At 68.6% G+C, this 15,208-nt stretch carries 13 protein-coding genes; 9 read left to right on the forward strand and 4 right to left on the reverse strand.

What is annotated here, in order from left to right; translation table 11 throughout:
* The first annotated feature begins 28 nt into the window (after positions 1 to 28).
* The 6 genes from ACN8ZM_RS24765 (at position 29) to ACN8ZM_RS24790 (ending at position 5,909) form a co-directional block, all read left to right on the forward strand.
* Positions 29 to 1,096: an ABC transporter substrate-binding protein gene (locus tag ACN8ZM_RS24765; protein ID WP_205823362.1), complete on the forward strand. Its 1,068-nt coding sequence runs from the start codon at positions 29 to 31 to the stop codon at positions 1,094 to 1,096.
* A gap of 14 nt (positions 1,097 to 1,110) precedes the next feature.
* Positions 1,111 to 1,953: an ABC transporter permease gene (locus ACN8ZM_RS24770; protein WP_089453302.1), complete on the forward strand. Its 843-nt coding sequence runs from the start codon at positions 1,111 to 1,113 to the stop codon at positions 1,951 to 1,953.
* Positions 1,954 to 1,992: 39 nt separating this feature from the next.
* On the forward strand, positions 1,993 to 2,814 hold the full coding sequence (locus ACN8ZM_RS24775) for an ABC transporter permease (protein WP_420211025.1): 822 nt from the start codon (positions 1,993 to 1,995) through the stop codon (positions 2,812 to 2,814).
* Between the two features lie 40 nt (positions 2,815 to 2,854).
* Positions 2,855 to 3,700 (forward strand): ABC transporter ATP-binding protein, encoded by an 846-nt coding sequence (locus tag ACN8ZM_RS24780; RefSeq protein ID WP_420211026.1) that lies wholly within the window; start codon positions 2,855 to 2,857, stop codon positions 3,698 to 3,700.
* A gap of 147 nt (positions 3,701 to 3,847) precedes the next feature.
* Complete coding sequence (locus ACN8ZM_RS24785) at positions 3,848 to 4,801, forward strand: TauD/TfdA dioxygenase family protein (protein WP_175025205.1); 954 nt, start codon at positions 3,848 to 3,850, stop codon at positions 4,799 to 4,801.
* Between the two features lie 160 nt (positions 4,802 to 4,961).
* Positions 4,962 to 5,909 carry a TauD/TfdA dioxygenase family protein gene (locus ACN8ZM_RS24790; protein WP_420211027.1) on the forward strand — a complete coding sequence of 316 codons (948 nt, stop codon included), beginning with the start codon at positions 4,962 to 4,964 and terminating at the stop codon, positions 5,907 to 5,909.
* 105 nt (positions 5,910 to 6,014) lie between these two features.
* Here ACN8ZM_RS24790 and ACN8ZM_RS24795 read toward each other — a convergent pair whose 3' ends face one another.
* Positions 6,015 to 7,676, reverse strand: a complete 1,662-nt coding sequence (locus ACN8ZM_RS24795) for an ABC transporter substrate-binding protein (protein WP_420211028.1) — start codon at positions 7,674 to 7,676, stop codon at positions 6,015 to 6,017.
* Between the two features lie 270 nt (positions 7,677 to 7,946).
* Between ACN8ZM_RS24795 and ACN8ZM_RS24800 the strand changes: the two genes are divergently transcribed.
* Both ACN8ZM_RS24800 and ACN8ZM_RS24805 read left to right on the forward strand, forming a co-directional pair.
* Positions 7,947 to 8,354, forward strand: a complete 408-nt coding sequence (locus tag ACN8ZM_RS24800; RefSeq protein ID WP_043179453.1) for a DUF427 domain-containing protein — start codon at positions 7,947 to 7,949, stop codon at positions 8,352 to 8,354.
* Positions 8,355 to 8,666: 312 nt separating this feature from the next.
* Entirely contained in the window at positions 8,667 to 9,659 is a 993-nt protein-coding gene (locus tag ACN8ZM_RS24805) for a sulfonate ABC transporter substrate-binding protein (protein ID WP_420211029.1), read from the forward strand.
* Between the two features lie 22 nt (positions 9,660 to 9,681).
* Here the strand turns inward: ACN8ZM_RS24805 and ACN8ZM_RS24810 are convergent, their stop codons facing one another.
* On the reverse strand, positions 9,682 to 10,266 hold the full coding sequence (locus ACN8ZM_RS24810; protein ID WP_420211030.1) for a putative glycolipid-binding domain-containing protein: 585 nt from the start codon (positions 10,264 to 10,266) through the stop codon (positions 9,682 to 9,684).
* 174 nt (positions 10,267 to 10,440) lie between these two features.
* Here ACN8ZM_RS24810 and ACN8ZM_RS24815 point away from each other — a divergent pair, with 174 nt between their 5' ends.
* Positions 10,441 to 11,349 carry a LysR family transcriptional regulator gene (locus ACN8ZM_RS24815; protein ID WP_420211031.1) on the forward strand — a complete coding sequence of 303 codons (909 nt, stop codon included), beginning with the start codon at positions 10,441 to 10,443 and terminating at the stop codon, positions 11,347 to 11,349.
* Between the two features lie 21 nt (positions 11,350 to 11,370).
* On the opposite strand, the gene potE is transcribed toward ACN8ZM_RS24815, so the two are convergent.
* Positions 11,371 to 12,756 (reverse strand): putrescine-ornithine antiporter, encoded by a 1,386-nt coding sequence (potE, locus tag ACN8ZM_RS24820; protein ID WP_043179463.1) that lies wholly within the window; start codon positions 12,754 to 12,756, stop codon positions 11,371 to 11,373.
* A gap of 70 nt (positions 12,757 to 12,826) precedes the next feature.
* Positions 12,827 to 15,127 carry an Orn/Lys/Arg decarboxylase N-terminal domain-containing protein gene (locus ACN8ZM_RS24825; protein ID WP_043179465.1) on the reverse strand — a complete coding sequence of 767 codons (2,301 nt, stop codon included), beginning with the start codon at positions 15,125 to 15,127 and terminating at the stop codon, positions 12,827 to 12,829.
* Between the last annotated feature and the right edge of the window lie 81 nt (positions 15,128 to 15,208).

Consider the following 15,208-nt stretch of genomic DNA (forward strand, 5'->3'; position numbering starts at 1 on the left):
TCCTCCAACGTTCCGGATCCATCGATTCATGCTTCCACTGCGCCTGCTTCGATCGCTGCTGATCGCGTCCCTCATTGCGTTGCCGGCGGCTGCCGCGCACGCCGACAAGCCCGCCACCATCCGCATCGGCGTCGCCCAGCAAGGCGCCGGCGATCCGCCGACGTTCGGCGGATCGAGCGCCGCCACCGCGCAGTTGCAGCAACTGGTCGAAAAGGAATTCGCGGCCGACGGCATCAAGGTGCAGTGGCTGTTCTTCAAGGGCGCAGGGCCGGCCGTCAACGAGGCGATCGCCAACAAGGCGCTCGACTTCGCATACCAGGGCGACCTGCCCGCCGTGCTCGCGCGTGCGAACGGGATCAAGACGCGCCTGCTGCTCGCCACGAGCGTGCGCTCGGGCGTCAAGATCGCGGTGCCGCCGGACTCCACCATCCGCTCGATCAAGGATCTGAAGGACCGCCGCGTGTCGATCTTCCGCGGCACCAACCTGCAGCTCGTCGCCGACAACGCGCTCGCGAAAAACGGTCTCAATGAACGCGACCTGCGCGTGATCAACCTCGACTCCGCGAGTTCGCTCGCCGCACTCGCGTCGAAAGGCATCGACGCGTCGGTGGGCGACTACCAGCTGTACAAGCTGCGCGACGCAGGGCTCGCGAAGATCATCTACGAATCGCAGAACGACGGCCCGCAGCTCACGCGCCAGACCCACCTGCTCGTGCTCGACGATTTCGAGCGCGCGCATCCGGATATCGTGCAGCGCGTCGTCACCGCGCTCGTGAAGGGCGCGCAATGGTCGTCCGACGAAGCGAATCGCGATGCGCTGTTCAAGCTGTGGGCGAAGAGCGGCGTGCCGGTTTCGTCGTGGCAGGCCGACTATGCGAACCAGCGCCTGAAGGATCGCCTGTCGCCGCTGATCGATCCGTTCGTCGTCGCGCGCTACAAGTCCGTCGCGCAGGATGCGCTCGCGCTGAAGCTGATCCGCCAGCCGGTCGACGTCGATGGCTGGTTCGAACCGAAGTATCTCGACAATGCGCTGCGCACGCTGAAGCTCGAACGCTACTGGCAACGCTACGACGCGGCCGGCAAGCCGCTGTCCTGACCCGGACCCTCCCGATGAGCGACACCGCGTTTTCCATCCCGTCATCCGAGCGCCACGCGCTCGCCACGCCGCCGCACCGTGCGGCGGGCGTGAAACGGTGGTCGTGGCGGCTCGCGCCGTGGCTGCTGCCCGCGCTGCTGTTCGCGCTGTGGAGCATCGGCAGCGCGCGTGGCTGGATCGCACCGCAGATCCTGCCGCCGCCCGAACGCGTGTTCGACTCGCTTGCCGATCTCGCGACGAGCGGCGATCTCGTGCGCCACACGCTGATCAGCCTGCAGCGCGTGCTGGTCGGCTTCGCAGCCGGCACGCTGCTCGGCTTCGCGACCGGCGTCGCGCTCGGCCTGTCGCGCACGCTGGAAGCCTACGTACTGCCAAGCTTCAATGCGCTGGTGCAGATTCCGGTGCTCGGCTGGCTGCCGTTCCTGCTGCTGCTCGTCGGTGTCGGCGAACCGCTCAAGTACCTGCTGATCGCGCATGCGGCGCTCGTCCCCGTCACGCTGAGCACGTTGCAAGGGTTTCGCCAGACCCCGCCCGCGCTCGACGAAGTCGCACGCGTGTTCGGCTACACGCGCCGGCAACGCATCGTGCACGTCGTGTTGCCTGCCGCGATCCCGACGCTCGCGACCGGCGTGCGGCTCGCGTTCACGAAGTCGTGGCTCGCGCTCGTCGTCGTCGAACTCGTCGCGTCGTCCGAAGGGCTCGGCTACCTGATCGTGTACGGGCGGCAACTGTTCCAGCTCGATCTCGTGATGGCGGCCGTGATCGTCGTCGGGGCGGTCGGCCTGCTGATCAACCGGCTGCTCGACGCGCTCGAAGCGCGCCTGCGCCGCGGCGTGCCGTCCGCGTTCCGCGGCTGAACCTTCCGCCCTGCCCGCGCCACCGAAGGAGTCCCACCCTTGACGTATTCCGCTGCCGCGCCTGACGCCACCCCGCCTGCCACCACGGCCGCCCGCCGCCTGCACGCGCCCGACTGGCGCGGCTTCGTGCTGCCGCTCGTCGCGTTCGCGCTGTGGTGGGCGATCGCTTCCGCGCATCTCGTGAGCAGCGGGCTGCTGGTCGGCCCGGCCGACGTGCTGCGCACCGCGTGGGCGCAGGCCACGAGCGGCGCACTCGGCCGCGCGCTGTCCGCGTCGCTCGCGCGCGAAGCCTGCGGGTTCGCGCTCGGCGCGACCGGCGGGCTGCTGCTCGGCGCCGCGCTCGGGCTGTCGCGGGTCGCCGCGCGGCTGATCGGCCCGAGCTTCGACACGTTCAAGCAGATCTCGCTGTTCGCGTGGATTCCGCTGATTTCCGTGTGGTTCGGCCTCGGCGACGTCGCCAAGGTCGTGTTCCTGTCGCTCGCCGCACTGCTGCCCGTCGCCGCGCACACCTGCGACGGCATTCATGCGGTGCCGCGCGCGTATGTCGACGTCGCCCGTGCGCTGCGCTACTCGCGGCTCCAGCTGGTCCGCCACGTGATCCTGCCGGCCGCGCTGCCGTCGATCTTCACCGGGCTGTATCTCGGCCTGATCTATTCGTGGCTCGCGACGCTCGGCGCCGAATACCTGCTGGTCGCCGGCAGCGGAATCGGCAACACGCTGATCGACGGCAGCGAGCAGTTCCGGATGGATCTCGTGCTGTTCGGGATCATCGTCGTCGGCGTGACCGGCTGGGCTTTGAACGCGATCGCACGGGCGATCGAACGCAAGGTGCTGGCCCGGCGCGGCGACCTGCCGCGCTGATCGACCTTTCCTTCCCCGCCCCCTTCTTCCTCGCACCGCCATGACGACCCTCGCCTCCGATTCGCTCGACATCCTCCACGTGAGCAAGCACTACGCGCAACGCGGCGCCGCGCTCGCCGTACTCGACGACGTATCGCTGCACGTGCGCGCCGGCGAATTCGTCACGATCGTCGGCGCGAGCGGTTGCGGCAAGTCGACGCTGCTGCGGCTGATCGCCGGGCTCGACACCGACTACGCGGGCGAGATCCGCGCCGGCGCCGAGCGCGTGCGCGACACGTCGCTGCAGCGCGGGATCGTGTTCCAGGATCACCGGCTGTTCCCGTGGCTGACGGTCGCGCAGAACATCGAGGCCGCGCTGCGCAATGCGCCGCTCGACGCGGCCGCGAAGCGGCGCGCGGTGGCGGATCACATTGCGCTCGTCGGGCTGAACGGCTTCGAGCATGCGTATCCGAATCAGTTGTCGGGCGGGATGGCGCAGCGCGTCGCGATCGCGCGCGGCCTCGTGAACCGCCCACGCGTGCTGTTGCTCGACGAGCCGTTCGGCGCGCTCGACGCGCAGACGCGCGCGCGGATGCAGAACGAACTGCTGCGCATCTGGGAACAGGAGCGCATCACGATGATCCTCGTCACGCACGATGTCGACGAAGCCGTGTATCTCGGCGACCGCGTCGTGACGATGGCGCCGCGCCCGGGCCGCATCGAACGCATCGTCAAGGTCGCGTTGCCGCGCCCGCGCCGGCGCGATTCGCCGGAATTCGCGCGGTTGCGCGACACCGTGCTCGCCGATTTCGACGACAGCGAACCGCCCGGCGACGATCGCGCGGACGGCAAGCGCATCGACCCGCCGCGCCCGCACCGGATCGGCGAATGGCGGCTTGCGTGGTAACACGCATGACGAGCCAGTTGCTCAGCATGACGATGCATATCGATCATCGCTGCGCACACGCTAAGGTTGTGACGATTCATCGGTTCCGATTGCGCACGGTCCCTGCTTGAATGGAGACTCGACCGACCCGACTCCAGGAGACTCCCGATGTCCGAAGTCCAGCACGCCGCTCACCCGTCTTCGCATGCTTCGCACGCCGCGCCGCGCACGGCCGCCACGCCGCTCCAGCTTCGCCAGGTCGCCGGACGGATCGGCGCCGAGATCGCCGGCGTGCGGTTGTCGGGCACGCTCGACGACGCGACGTTCGACGCGATCCAGGCCGCGCTGCTGCGCCACAAGGTGCTGTTCTTCCGTGGCCAGCACCATCTCGACGACACCGCGCAGGAAGCGTTCGCACGTCGCTTCGGCAATACCGTCGCGCACCCGACCGTGCCGTCCGTCGACGGCAGCGCGCACCTGCTCGAACTCGATTCCGCGCACGGCGCCCGCGCCAATTCGTGGCACACCGACGTGACCTTCGTCGATGCGTACCCGAAGATCTCGATCCTGCGCGCGGTCGTGATTCCGCCGTTCGGCGGCGATACCGTGTGGGCCAACACGGCCGCCGCGTACACGCACCTGCCCGACCCGCTGCGCGCGCTCGCCGACACGCTGTGGGCGCTGCATACGAACGCGTACGACTACGCGTCGACGCACGTGCATGCCGACGATACGCAACTGAAGCGCTACCGCGAAGTGTTCACGTCAACCGTCTACGAAACCGAGCACCCGGTCGTGCGCGTCCATCCGGAAACCGGCGAACGCACGCTCGTGCTCGGGCATTTCGTGCAGCGGCTCAAGGGGCTGTCGGCGCAGGATTCCGCGCACCTGCTGCAGGTGTTCCACGAACACGTGACGCGTCTCGAGAACACGGTGCGCTGGAACTGGCAGGAAGGCGACGTCGCGATCTGGGACAACCGCGCGACGCAGCACTACGCGATCAACGACTACGGCGATGCGCGCCGTGTCGTGCGCCGCGCGACCGTGCACGGCGACGTGCCGGTCGGCATCGACGGCCGCCAGAGCGTCGTGCTGAAGGGGCCGGGCGCGACGCTGCAATAAACGCCCGCATCCCGCGGCGGCGGCGCGTTGTGCGCGCCGCCGTGCCTACCCCGCTTTCCGCCACCGGACACGCGACCATGCCCTTCCCGCCACCAGACCGACGCCTGCACGCGCCACGATGTCGGCCCGCCATCCCGTTCACTTCCGCCAGGAGCGTCGCATGAGCGCCCTACTCGAACCCGCCGCCCAGCCGGTCGACGTGATCCCGCTGTCCGCCCATATCGGTGCGGAAATCCGCGGCGTCGACCTCACGCAACCGTTGACCACGCCGCAGATCGCGGCGATCCGCGCCGCGCTGCTGCAATGGCGTGTCATCTTCTTCCGCGAACAGTTCCTCACGCACGAGCAGCACGTCGCGTTCTCCGCGCAGTTCGGCGAGCCGACGGTCGGCCACCCGGTGTTCGGGCACGTCGACGGGCATCCGGCCGTCTATTCGGTCGCCAAGCATCGCAAGGCGACGCGTTTCGAAGGCGAGCCGGTGCGCCGGCCGTGGACCGGCTGGCATACCGACGTGACGGCCGCCGTGAACCCGCCGTGGGCGTCGATCCTGCGCGGCGTGACGATCCCGCCGTACGGCGGCGATACGCACTGGACCAACCTCGTGCGGGCGTACGACACGCTGTCCGCGCCGCTGCGCGGCTTCGTCGACGGCCTGCGCGGCATTCACCGCTTCACGCCGCCGGCCGGTGCCCGCGCCACCGGCGCGTTCGACGACGCGGTCGAACGCCGCCCGCTCGTGACCGAGCATCCGCTCGTGCGCGTGCATCCGGAGACCGGCGAACGCGCGCTGTACGTGAGCCCGAGCTTCCTGAAATCGGTCGTCGGGCTGACGCCGCGCGAGAGCCAGGCATTGCTCGAACTGCTGTGGGAACACGTGACGCGGCCGGAATTCACGATCCGCTTCAAATGGGAACCGCGCAGCATCGCGTTCTGGGACAACCGCGCGACCGCCCACCTCGCGCCCGTCGACATCTTCGATCTCGACTTCGACCGCCAGCTCTATCGCACGACGCTCACCGGCGACGTGCCGGTCGGCCCCGACGGCCGGCCGTCGGTCGCGCTCGAAGGCTCGCCGGTCGAAGCTGCGGCGGCGGTCGCACTGAACTGAACCGACCCGACCTGACGGCGGGAAAGGCCAGCGCGCACTGCGTCGCGCCGGCCTTTCCCGCCGTCACGCCACGCGGACGAACCCACCGTCCGCGCGGCTCTCCCGTCAATCCAGCCAGACCCCATCGAAGCGGTGCCCGCCGAGCGGCGAGAACGTCAGCCCGTGTACGCGCTTGGACACCGGCAGCGACACGATCGACGTCGCGATCGGCGTGAACGGCACCTGGTCCTTGAACACGACCTGCGCCTGTTCGTACAGCGCCGTGCGCTTCGCGACGTCCGCGTTGGAACGCGCCGCGTCCACCAGCTTCTCGAAATCCTGGTTGCACCACTTCGCAAGATTGCTGCCGTGCACCGCGTCGCAACCGAGCAGCGTGCCGAGCCAGTTGTCGGGATCGCCGTTGTCGCCCGACCAGCCGTACAGGATCGCGTCGTGCTGCCCGTCGTGCTTCGCGCGGCGGTTGTATTCGCCCCATTCGTAGCTGACGATCTTCGCGCGCACGCCGATCTTCGCCCAGTCCTGCTGGATCAGCTGCGCCATCAACTGCGCGTTCGGGTTGTACGGGCGCTGCACCGGCATCGCCCACAGCGTCAGGTCGAAGCCGTTCGGGAACCCGGCCTGCGCGAGCAGCGCCTTCGCGGCGGCCGGATCGCGCGGCGCATCCTTCAGGCGCGGGTTGTACGACCATTGCGCGGGCGGCATCGGGTTCGTCGCGATCTTCGCGTCGCCGTTGAACACGGTCTTCACGATCGCCGACTTGTCGATCGCGATGTCGAGCGCGCGCCGCACGTCGACGCGATCGAGCGGTGCATGCTGCGTGTTGTACGCGACGAAGCCGACGTTGAAGCCCATCCCCGAGAACAACGTCAGCTTCGGGTCACGACGCACCGTGTCGAGATCGGCCGGCCGCGGGAACGCCGACACCTGGCACTCGCCGGCCACCAGCTTCTGCAGGCGCGCGGCCGGATCGGGCGTGATCGCGAACACGAGATGGGCGAGCTTCACGTCGTCCGGCTTCCAGTAGTCGGGATTCGCGTCGTAGCGGATCAGTGCGTCCTTCTGGTATGTGCGCAGCAGGAACGGCCCGGTGCCGACCGGGAACTGGTTGATGTCGGCCTCGCGATGGCGCGCCGCGAGCTGCGACGCATACTCGGCCGACAGGATCGACGCGAACGCCATCGCGAGATTGCGCACGAACACGACATCGGGCGTCTTCAGCACGAAGCGCACCGTGTAGTCGTCGACCTTGTCGATGCGCGCGACGTTACGGTCGAAACCGAGGTCGCTGAAATACGGGAAGCTGACCGGGTAGGCCTTGCGGAACGGATCGTCCGGGTCGAGCATCCGGCGGAACGTGAAGACCACATCGTCGGCCTGGAACGGCCGCGTCGGCTTGAACCACGCGGTCGTCTGGAATTTCACGCCGCGCCGCAGGTGGAACGTGATCGTGCGCTGGTCGGGCGACACGTCCCAGCTCGTCGCGAGCGCCGGTTCGAGATCGAGCGTGCCGCGTTTGAACTGCACGAGCCCGTTGTAGACCGGGTACGTGCTCGCGTCGAAATCGGTGCTCGTCGTGTGCTGGCCCGGATCGAAACCGGCCGGGCTGCCTTCGGTGCAATACACGAGCGTCTTGCCGGACGGCGCGGCGAGCGCCTGGGCCGCCGCGCCGGCGAGCAGCAGCGACGCCGCGATGCAGCGCAGGGCCGTCGCGGCATGGGGGATGCCACGCGCACGACGCGCAGCAGGCGAAACGAAAGCGTTCTTCATGGTGGCGGAGATGAGAGAGGGCTGTCATGCACATGACGACCGCCGATCTTCGCGCGCCGCCCGCCGATCGCTTACCAATTAATTTCGCGTTGCTTATCGTCGTGGATGCATCCCGCTGCCCATGCATGAAAACGTCCACGCGAGCGCCGGTCGGCCTGCTCGCCCCGTCGTCTTCCGGCCCCCTGCAGACTCGCGCGAAATGGCGCATCGTATCGGCTGGCCAACGCCGGCGCGCATCCTGCCGCGCCGCCGATTCCAGGAGGACTCACGATGCCTGTCAGCTCCGATACGTCCGCTCGCCCGGTGAAGACGCCGGGCCCCGATCATCCGATCACGGTCGAACCGCACCCGCGGCGCGTCGTCGTCAAGGCGGCCGGCAGGGTCGTCGCGGATACGCGCCGCGCGCTGGCGCTGCGCGAAGCCGCTTACCCGGCCGTGCTCTACATCCCGCGCGAAGACGCCGACCTGACGCTGCTGCAGCGTACCAATCACGCGACGTACTGCCCGTACAAGGGCGACGCCGCCTACTACTCGATTCCGGTCGGCGGCGAGCGCGCGGTCAATGCCGTCTGGACCTACGAGGCGCCCTATCCGGCCGTCGATGCGATTCGCGGGCATCTCGCGTTCTATCCGGATCGCGTCGATTCGATCGAGGAAAGCCCGGCCGGCTCCGATTGAGGCTCGCGGCAGCCGTGCGTCGCGCGCCGGGCGGCTGCGCGTGCGACGCCGCGATGTCGCCTGCCCGGCCCGGTCCGCCGTGCCGGCGCGTGCCGGCCGGTTCCGGTGCTCGTCACCCGCCCGACCGACGCCACCGACTCCGCCGCTGATTTGCATATGCGGATTCGTTGGTTGGCCGCCGGCCCGCGCGGCCGTATCGTCCTGAATCCGGCGCGGGCCGGCCCGTGGCGCGCATCGCCCGCTTCGGGCCCCGCCCTGCGCCGGCCGCGCCGCCTTTCGCGCGGCCCGTGAACCCGCACGCAGGACGCCTCGATGAACGACACACCGCACGCAGACGTTGAACCGACACCGGCGAACCCGCATCGCCGCCAGTGGCTGCAAGGCGCGGCCGCCGGACTGGCCGGGCTCGCGCTCGGCCCGCTCGCGGGCCTGCCTGCGCACGCGCAAGACAGCGGCACGCGGCTGCGGATCGGTTTCCAGAAATACGGCAACTTCGTCGTGCTCAAGGCGCGCGGCACACTGGAGAAGCGGCTCGCGAGCCAGGGCGTCACCGTGCAATGGCTCGAATTTCCGGCCGGCCCGCAGTTGCTCGAGGGCCTGAACGCCGGCGCGATCGACGTCGGCACGGTCGGCGAGACGCCGCCGATCTTCGCGCAGGCGGGCGGCGTCGATTTCGTCTACATCGGCAACGAGCCGCCCGCGCCGCAGGGCGAGGCGATCGTCGTGCTGCCCGATTCGCCGATCCGCACCGTCGCGCAACTGCGCGGCAAGAAGGTCGCGTTCAACAAGGGTTCGAACGTCCACTACCTGCTCGTGAAGGCGCTCGAACACGCGGGCCTGACGTACGCCGACATCCAGCCGATCTACCTGACGCCCGCCGACGCACGCGCTGCATTCGTGCAGCGCAGCGTCGATGCATGGGTGATCTGGGATCCGTACCTGGCCGCCGCCGAGCGGCAGATCGGCGCGCGCGTGATCGCGAACGGCGAAGGGCTCGTGCGCAATACGCAGTACTACCTCGCCGCACGCAAATACGCGGCCGCTCACCCGCAGGTGCTGCGCGCGCTGCTCGACGAAGTCGACGCGGTCGACCGCTGGGCGCGCGACCATGTGCCGGAAGTCGCGGCGCAACTGTCGCCGCTCGTCGGCCTCGACGCGCCGACGCTCGAAGTCGCGCTCAAGCGCGCCGGCTACGGCGTGCAGCCGATCAGCGACGCGACGCTCGCGTATCAGCAGAACATCGCCGACGCGTTCAGCACGCTGAAGCTGATTCCGGGCAAGCTGTCGGTGGCGAGCGCACGCTGATGCACGGCGCGGTACGCAGGCGTCAGCGCACGGCCGCGGAGCCGATGCGCCGCCATTCGTCGTAGTCGGTGACGAGGCCCGCTTCGTCGACCGCGATATCGGCCGCATACGTGCCGCTTTCGTAGCGGTACACGTGCTCCGCCGTGCGTGTATAGCGCTGCTCGCCCCGCACGAACCCGAAATCCGGAAAGCGCAGCCACGCCGTATGGATCACGGCGGCCTCGCCGACGGCCAGCCCGAGCCGCCGGATCGGCAGCGTATTCGTCGACGGGCTGAACCCGAGATCGAGGTCGGTCGCGCCCGCGAGCGCCGGTACGTCGACGCCGTCGATCGTCCACCGCCCGGCGTCGCACGCGATCGCCCACTGCCGCGGCGGCTGCGTGCCGCCCCATTGCGTGATGCGTGCCGAGCGCGTGAGCCAGTCGGCGCCGCACGCGATCGCGTATTCGATCCGAAACGGCGCGCCGTCGATCGCACCCGCCACCGATCCCGACAGGTCGATTCCCGTGCGCGACTCGACGAGCCGGCACCATTCGGCGGCCTGCCACGTCTGCACGATCTGCCATGCGACGCAGTGCGTGCGCACCGCTTCATCCTGTTGCGTCATGTCGTCGTCTCCAGTCGATCGCACGGAAGCGGATTGTCGCGCATCGCGCCGGCGAACACACGCGGCATCGGCAACCGATGGTCAGTATCGGTTCGCCGCGCACCTTCCGGCCGCCCTGCTTTGGTACCATCCGTCGATCGGCATCAACCGGAACCGGACAAGGGGCGCGACTTCATGGATTTGCTGGCGACGATGCGGATCTACGTCAGGGTCGTCGAGCGCGGCACGATGTCCGGCGCGGCGCGGGATCTCGACATGGGCCAGCCGGCTGTCAGCGAGCGCATCGAGCGACTCGAGAAGCATCTCGGCACGCGGCTCCTGTTGCGCAGTGCGCGCACCCTCGTGTGCACGGAAGAAGGCCGGATCTTCTACGAACGCAGCAAGGCGCTGCTCGACGCGGCCGACGATGCGGTCGCCTCGGTCTCGAAGACGGAAAACACACTCGACGGCACGATCCGGCTCGCGGCGCCGCAATGCGTCGGCGAGGTCGTGCTGCCCGGCGTGCTGATGCATGTCCGCAGCGCGTATCCGGGCCTGCACATCGATCTGGTCTTGAACGACGACATCGTCGATCCGGTCACGGAAGGGGTCGACCTCTCGATCCGCGTCGGCCAGCTCGGCGACGGCGGGTTCGTCGCGCATCCGGTCGGCGCGGTCGGCCGCCGGCTCGTCGCCGCGCCGTCGTATCTCGAGCGGCACGGCCCGATCGACACGACGGCCGATCTCGCAAACCATCCGTTCATCCGCGTGAAAGGGGTCTTCGCCAGCGAACGGCTGCCACTGCAGCGCGAAGGCGACGCGCTCGAAACCGTGCGCATCCGCACGATCATGACGACGAGCCACTGGCGCCCGATGTTCGACACGATCGTGGCCGGCGGCGGTATCGGCGTGGTCCAGCTGCCGGCCTGCGCCGACGCGCTCGCGGCCGGCACGCTCGTCGAGCTCCTGCCGCGCTACGCGATTCCCGACTTCGCGCTCAACGTGCTCGTGCACGCGCAGCGGCCGCTGCCACCGCGCGTGCGGGCCGTCGTCGACCTGCTGAAGCAGGACCTTCCGCCGCTGCTGGCCCGCCCTGCCCGATAACGGCGGCGACCGCCGCCCCCATCACGCCTGCAGCGACTTCCCCGGCTCCTTCACGTGCGCATCGACTTCCATCTGGTAGAAGCGCGCGCTGACGAAGCCGAACAGCGTCCAGCCCAGGAACACGCACAGGCCGCCGAGCATCAGCGCCTGCTCGCCCGAGCTGAACAGCGCATAGAAGCTGTATGCGGTCGCGACCATCGCGATCACGTTCGTCAGCAGCGCCTTGGCCGGCGGCACCTTCGCGACCTTCTGGATCGTGATCAGCGCGGCCATCGACATCACGTAGGGCACGAGGTTGGTGACGACCGCGAGATCGACGATCTTCTGGAACTGGCTGCTCAGTTCCGGGCTGATCGTCATCAGCGCAAGCGCGACCTGCGCGACCAGCAGGATCACCATCCCGACGATCGGCGTGCCGGTGCGCGTCGCCCGCGCGAACACCGGCAGGAAGTAGCCGACATCCGCCGAGCTCTTGAACACCTGCGCGACCGTGAACTGCCAGCCGAGCAGCGAGCCGATGCACGCGATCACCATCAGCGCGGTGACGATCGTGCCGACCGTCGGTGTGAACATCGTCGCGAACGCGATGCCGAACGGCGCGTTCGACGCCGCGAGGATCGCATTGGGTACGATCCCCGCGATCACGTTGGTCGACACGATGTAGAAGATCGCCGACGCGATCGTGCCGCCGAGCACGGCGATCGGCACGTTGCGCTCCGGATTCTCGACGGCGTCCGAGTTCGCGCACGCCGATTCGAGCCCGAGGAACGCCCACAGCGTCACCGCGATCGAGCTGCCGACGGCCGGCCCGAACGGCATGTTGTGCGGATTCCACGCGGCGCCCCAGGTCGCACCGCTGAACCAGAACCAGCCGATCAGCGACACGACGACGACCGGAATGATCACGCCCCACACCGTCACCGAGCCGATCCGGCCGGTGATGCGCGAGCCGCCGAAGTTCGCGACCGTCGTGAGCACGAGCAGGAAGATCGTCCACAGGCACGTCTGCAGCGGCGACAGCGTCGCGTCGAACAGCACGGTGCCGTAGCCGACCGCCGTGACGCCGATCGCGACGTTGGCGATCACGAGCGACAGCCCGTACGTGTAGTTCGCCATGTAGTTGCCGGCCTTGCCGAACGCGTATTCCGCGTAGCCGCCCATCCCGCCCGGCTTGCGGCTCAGCATCCCGCAGCGGGCGAACGCATAGGCCAGCGCGAGCGAGCCGCCGGCCGTGACGATCCACGACAGCAGCGAGATCGTGCCGACCTGCGCGAGCTTCGACGGCAGCAGGATGATGCCGGAGCCCATCATGTTGACCGCCGTGAGGATGGTCAGCTGCCAGACATTCATCCGGTTCTTCGGCGCGGCCGCCGAGGCCGCGCCGGACATGCGCGCTGTGTTTTCCATGATGTCGATCCTTCGATGTGAGGCCGCCGAGCGGCCGGTCGCATGTTCGTCCGTTCGTCCGGCCGGATGCTCAGGCCGTCAGGCAGGTCACGCGGTACGTGCCGTCTTCCACCTCCACGCCGTGCGTGTCGTGCGCGAAGCCCGGGAAGCGCCGGTCGTACGCTTCGAGCGCCTTCAGATAGCCGAGCACCGGGCCGCCGGCCGGCCCCGCGTTCTCGCCCGGCATCAGCAGCGGAATGCCCGGCGGATACGGCACGACGCCGGTGGCGACGGTACGTCCGGCCAGCTCTTCGAGCGTGACCTGCTCGACGCGGCCCTGCACCAGATGCTCGTACGCGCGTACCGGGCTCATCTCCGGCTTCGGCAGGATCGAGAAGGCTTCCGACATCAGCCGCGTCGTGCCGAGCTGCTCCATCGCCGCGAACATCGTGTCGGCCAGGTCTTTCAGCCCCATGCCCGCATAGCGCGAACCATGTTCCTTCACGAGCGACGGAATCGCCATGTCGAGCGACAGGTTCGCGTCGTAATCGCGCTTGAAATCGCACAGCGCGCTGACGAGCGAGCCCCACTTGCCCTTCGTGATACCGATCGAGAACAGGAACAGGATCGTGAAATCGGTCGTCTTCTCGACGACGATCCCGCGCGCATCGAGATACGCGGTCACGACGCTCGCCGGAATGCCCACCGGCATCAGGCCGCCGGCCGGCGCGACGCCCGGCGTGACGATCGACACCTTGATCGGATCGAGCATGCAGTAGCCGTCCTCGATATTGCCGAAGCCGTGCCATTGCGCGCCGGGACGCAGCACCCAGCACGACGGGTCGCTCGCGAGCAGCTCGGGCGGCGCATCGTGGAACGGCAGCGTGCGGCCCGTGCGTGTCTCGAGCACGGTGTCGGGCTGCCAGCATTCGAAGAACCAGTCGCCCTTCGCGCTGAACTCGCCGTTCATCCGCGCGATCATCTGCCGGAATGCGACGGCCTCCTCGATCGACTCGTGCGTGAGCGCCGCGCCGCCGGGGCCGTCCATCATCGCGGCCGCGACGTCGTTCGACGCGATGATCGCGTAGTTCGGCGACGTCGACGCATGCATCATGAACGTTTCGTTGAACTGGGCATGCGGAATCGGGTTGCGGCCGTCGCGCACGTGGATGTACGACGCCTGCGACAGCGCGGTCAGCAGCTTGTGCGTCGACTGCGTCGCGAACACCGTCGGACGGTCCGCACGATGGTCGCGCGGGTCGCCGTGCATTGCATGGCGATCGCGGTAGATCGGGTTGAAGCGCGCGTAGCCGTACCAGGCTTCGTCGAAATGCAGCCGGTCGACGCTCGCGCCGAGCAGTTCCTCAACCCGCGCGACGTTGTAGCACAGGCCGTCGTACGTCGAGTTGGTGACGATCGCATGCTTCGGCTGGCGGTCGGCGAGCTCGGCTGCGAGCGGGTTCGACGCGATCGCCTCGCGGATCGCCGTCTGCGTGAGGCGCTCCGACGCGATCGGCCCGATGATCCCGTAGCGGTTGCGTGTCGGCACGAGGTAAGTCGGGATCGCGCCCGACATCGTCATCGCATGCTCGGCCGACTTGTGGCAATTGCGATCGCACAGCGCGATCTGGTCGCGGCTCACGCTCGCCATCAGGATGATGCGGTTCGACGTCGACGAGCCGTTGGTCACGTGATACGTGCGATGCGCGCCGAACACGCGCGCCGCGTAGCGCTCGCTTTCGCCGATCGGGCCCGAGTGATCGAGCAGCGAGCCGAGCTCGCCGACCGAGATCGACAGGTCGGAACGGAACAGCGCTTCGCCGAAGTATTCGAAGAACGCGCGGCCGACCGGCGATTTCAGGAAGCCCGTGCCGCCCGTGTGGCCGGGCGTATGCCACGAGTATTCGTAGACGCGCGAGAATTTCGCGAGCGCGCCGAACATCGGCGGCAGCACGGTGGCGCGATAGCGTTCGATCGCCGCATGGATGCGCCCGCCGATGAAGTCGGCCGTATCTTCGAGCAGCCACACGAAATCGTCGACCTGGCCCATCACCGCGGACGGCACCGTCGACGCGACGCTGCGGTCGGCCAGCAGGAAGATCGGCACGTTGCCGTTGCGATGCCGGACCGCGTCGACCACGGCCTCGGACGGCCCGTGGCCGTCCACGCCGAGATCCCAGTCGAGCAGCACGCACTGGATCGACGGGTCGGAACGGATCAGCATGATCGCGTCGTCGGCCGAGGTTGCCGTGAGCACGTCGATGTCGCGCTGCGCGAGCTCCGCGCTCAGCGTGCGGACCGCTCGCCCGGTCGCGGTTTCCTGGGTGATCTCGTCGTCGACCAAAAGCGCGCGCATGCCGAGACGGCGAATGCCACCGACGGACGTATTCATGTTGTTGCCCTCGTTGTTCCGATGCTTCGTTGGGGTGATGCGTCTCACGAGCACGCGGACAGCAGGCCACGGGCGGCGGCG

Source organism: Burkholderia aenigmatica, assembly GCF_048627025.1.
Taxonomy (GTDB): domain Bacteria; phylum Pseudomonadota; class Gammaproteobacteria; order Burkholderiales; family Burkholderiaceae; genus Burkholderia; species Burkholderia aenigmatica.

Coding starts and splice junctions, on each gene's coding strand:
- potE (WP_043179463.1), bottom strand. CDS start 12,756: ATGGAAAACACAGCGCGCATGTCCGGCGCGGCCTCGGCGGCCGCGCCG.
- ACN8ZM_RS24825 (WP_043179465.1), bottom strand. CDS start 15,127: ATGAATACGTCCGTCGGTGGCATTCGCCGTCTCGGCATGCGCGCGCTT.
- ACN8ZM_RS24780 (WP_420211026.1), top strand. CDS start 2,855: ATGACGACCCTCGCCTCCGATTCGCTCGACATCCTCCACGTGAGCAAG.
- ACN8ZM_RS24815 (WP_420211031.1), top strand. CDS start 10,441: ATGGATTTGCTGGCGACGATGCGGATCTACGTCAGGGTCGTCGAGCGC.
- ACN8ZM_RS24800 (WP_043179453.1), top strand. CDS start 7,947: ATGCCTGTCAGCTCCGATACGTCCGCTCGCCCGGTGAAGACGCCGGGC.
- ACN8ZM_RS24790 (WP_420211027.1), top strand. CDS start 4,962: ATGAGCGCCCTACTCGAACCCGCCGCCCAGCCGGTCGACGTGATCCCG.
- ACN8ZM_RS24785 (WP_175025205.1), top strand. CDS start 3,848: ATGTCCGAAGTCCAGCACGCCGCTCACCCGTCTTCGCATGCTTCGCAC.
- ACN8ZM_RS24765 (WP_205823362.1), top strand. CDS start 29: ATGCTTCCACTGCGCCTGCTTCGATCGCTGCTGATCGCGTCCCTCATT.
- ACN8ZM_RS24805 (WP_420211029.1), top strand. CDS start 8,667: ATGAACGACACACCGCACGCAGACGTTGAACCGACACCGGCGAACCCG.
- ACN8ZM_RS24770 (WP_089453302.1), top strand. CDS start 1,111: ATGAGCGACACCGCGTTTTCCATCCCGTCATCCGAGCGCCACGCGCTC.
- ACN8ZM_RS24810 (WP_420211030.1), bottom strand. CDS start 10,266: ATGACGCAACAGGATGAAGCGGTGCGCACGCACTGCGTCGCATGGCAG.
- ACN8ZM_RS24795 (WP_420211028.1), bottom strand. CDS start 7,676: ATGAAGAACGCTTTCGTTTCGCCTGCTGCGCGTCGTGCGCGTGGCATC.